The sequence below is a fragment of the Limnospira sp. genome, assembly GCF_051859755.1.
Lineage (GTDB): Bacteria > Cyanobacteriota > Cyanobacteriia > Cyanobacteriales > Microcoleaceae > Limnospira > Limnospira fusiformis.
Map to the genome: position 1 here is coordinate 4,567 of NZ_JBIMLI010000105.1, position 3,480 is coordinate 8,046.

Annotated in this window: 1 pseudogene; it reads left to right on the top strand. The window is 44.0% G+C overall.

Annotated elements, in window-relative coordinates:
- Positions 1–3,480: pseudogene (locus ACTIE0_RS16825) on the top strand (energy transducer TonB); the annotation flags it as partial.

Below are 3,480 nucleotides of genomic sequence, written 5' to 3' on the forward strand. Positions count from 1 at the left end.
GATGATGTCGATGATGATGTCGATGATGATGTCGATGATGATGTCGATGATGATGTCGATGATGATGTCGATGATGATGTCGATGATGATATCGATGATGATGTCGATGATGATGTCGATGATGATATCGATGCTACAGCACCCGAGATTCCACAGATACCCCCATTACCGGTAATACCTCCTATAGCAGAGCAACCCGAACCCGAACCCGAACCGGAACCCGAACCCGAACCGGAACCCGAACCCGAACCGGAACCCGAACCCGAACCGGAACCCGAACCCGAACCCGAACCCGAACCCGAACCCGAACCCGAACCCGAACCCGAACCCGAACCGGAAGAACCCGAATTACCATTAGACGTTGTTCTGGATGTAGATTACATTCTGACCACCTATGAAGCTGAGTTACGAATAGCTTTCGGGGTTCAAGATGTTACCACGATTTCCACTCGGGAACTCTTAGATTGGCTAGATGAGAATGCTTTAGAAGCCGGGATTAACCCATCTCCTTTTGTCGATATCCAGTTTTATGTAAGGACTTTTGGTCAGCAATTAACCGAATTTTACAGCGTAAGCTCTGTTGAAGAGCTAAGTTACCTGCAAATTGTCAACTTCATAGAAGGGGAAGGCTTAGAGCGTGGATTTTCCCCCAGTCCGAATATAAACTTTGCTCACTTTCAAGCCACCTACAGCAGCCAAATAGAAGCCTTCTTTAGGACTTCCATTGAGAATATTACTAATGCTCAACTGTTCAGTTACATTGTTGAAGTTGGTCTGGAACAGGGTCAGAGTCCGTCAGTTCTGATTGATTTGAATTTCATACTGTCAAATCAGCAGTCGGTGACAGCTATTGAATCCCACTTTGGGACAGAAATTGCTAACCTGACTAATGCTCAGATTGTGCGGTTTATCAGTTCCGACGAGGGTTTAGAACGAGTCACTCCTTCTACCTTAGTAAGTCTCAACTACTTCCGAGCAGTTCATCGCCAGCGTTTAGAAGCATTTTTTGGTGTTGAAATTGCCGAAATCACCAACTCTCAAGTATTTACCTTTGTAAATACCATTGGTTTGCAAGAAGGGTTAAATACCTCGGCTCAATTAGGTTTTAGCTATCTGCAATCTATCTATGGTGAACGAATCACTGCAGCTCTGGGAGAAGGTGCTACTCAGCAGGAAGTGCTGGCATTTATTCAACGGGAAGGCTTACCAGAAAACGTTAATCCTTCTGTGTTTGTACATCTGGATTTCGTGCAACAAAGCCAATCGCAAGAAGTTCAGGACTTTTTCAATGTTGAGAGCGCTACACAACTGTCTAATCAGCAGGTCATCAACAGCATTCAAGCTAATGTTAAGGTTGATGTTAACTATGTGGTGACTCAATATGCTGAACAACTGGCTGAGTTCTACGAAATTGAGGTAGAACAGGTTAATTCTTTAAGTTCGGAACAGGTGATTTCTTTCACGTTGGGTGCGGGAGCAAATTTGGGTGTTAATCCTACTCCTATTAACTTGGCTGAAATTCGCCGATTATTTGGGACTGAACTGCAAGCATTTTTCGGAGTTTCGGATGTCAGGTTTCTGATCGATACTCAAGTTAACTCGTTCGTCATCAATCAAAGCCGAGTTTCGGGACGGGTTAATGAGCTGGTTAATGTGGTTAATGTCAACTATTACCAGACTATTTTCTCGGAGGCTCTCACGGCTACTTTTGGCGAAGATTTTACGGAGGAAAATGTAGTTCAATTTGTGTTTGGGGATGCAGCGCCTGCTATTAACATCCGGTTTGCTAAAATTAAATATCGAGCGGCACTGGAACAACAGGCACAGTCTTTAGGTCGGACGCTGGAAACTCTGACTGATGATGAGGTTCGCCTCTATCTATTTACGGAAGGCTTTGATGTTGAAAATACCCTAACTCCGTTTAATCTTGAGGTTGTCAGGACTGAATATGCGGCTCAACTGAGAGCTTTTTATGGAGTGACAAATGTAGCGGTTCTCAGTGAACAGCAAATTTATCGTTTTGTGGTTGGTCAGGCTTTAGAGCAGGGTCTGAGCCTGGCTGAAGTGGTAGATGAGGAAGCACTGGAAATTCTGCGGGAAGAGTACAGCAGCTTGCTAATAGAATTCTACGGTGTGGAAAACGTAGAAACTCTCAGCACTAATGTGGTTCTCGATTTCATTTATGGTGGCTTGTCTCGGATAGTTGATTATGACTACTTCCGGTTTACTTTTACTGGAGATGTCGAAGCGACTTTTGGGGTGGAAAGCATCCGCGAAGTTACTAAACTCCAAATTGTAGAGTATCTCTATGAACAGGAGGTTAGTGTCAGTTCCCTACACTGGTTTAATGTTGAAGCGTACTTGGAAGAACATGGTTCGGCGGCGGAAACTGCGATCGCACAATTTTTCCGGGTAAGTTCCATCAATGAACTTTCGGTAACTCAGATCCGTGATTTTGCGCTGAATATCGGTGTTCAACAATTCAGCATTGAAGGTGCGCTTAATATTGACTATATTCGGGAAACCTTCAACGCGGCTATTGTTTCCAGCGATCTGGCGGTTAACGCATGGTTGGAAAGTTTCTCTTTCCTGAATGTTGATACTGCTTATGTTCAGAATCAATTGGAAGGGTTACTGCTAGATGAAACCCTGACCCTGGAACAGGTAAATGAGATTTTGGGGACGGAAATTGAGGGTTTGGATGAGTTGAGCGATCGCCATCTGATTACCTTGGTGTTTGATGCCGATTTCCAAGAAATTATCGGTGATGTGGAAATTCAACTTTTCCAAGAAACTCTCAATATTGACTATGTGCGGACTGTCTTTGCATCGGCGATCGCTCATACTTTGGAAGTTGATATCGCCGCCGTTACTGGTGAGGAAGTCCTCACGGTTTCTGATGAACAGCTTGATGAGTTTCTACTGGCTCAGTCGGAAGAAATTGCCAGCGAACTGGAAATTGATGCCGATGATGTGACTCTGGAACTGGCTCAAGAGTGGTTTATCACTAACTCGGTGACTACTGTTGAGGGTTTATCTGTTGAGGTTGATATTGCTTACGTTAAATATCAATTGCAACGGTCTCTCGATGATGAACAGTTCTCCCTTGAGGATATTAATTCCATCCTTGATGAACCTGTTGAGGAATTTGATGACCTCACAGATGAACAAATTGTTGACCTCGGTCTCAATACTGAGTTTCAAGCTGAATTCTCCCTAGAGATTAGTCTGGTTCAAACAGAACTGAGTATCGGTTTTGTCGTTTCTCGATTCTCTACTGAATTGGCTGAGTTCTTCGATTTGTCTTCCGAAGAATTCGCGGCGAAAGAATTTACTCAAGAAGAAATTATCGAATTCTTTAGCTCTACTCAAGCTGAGGCGATCGCTGAATTTCTTGGGGAAACTGTTGTCGGCGGCGAAGATGATGACGATCTCGACGACGACCAGGATATCGTTGATGAGTCTGATGATGATTCCCAA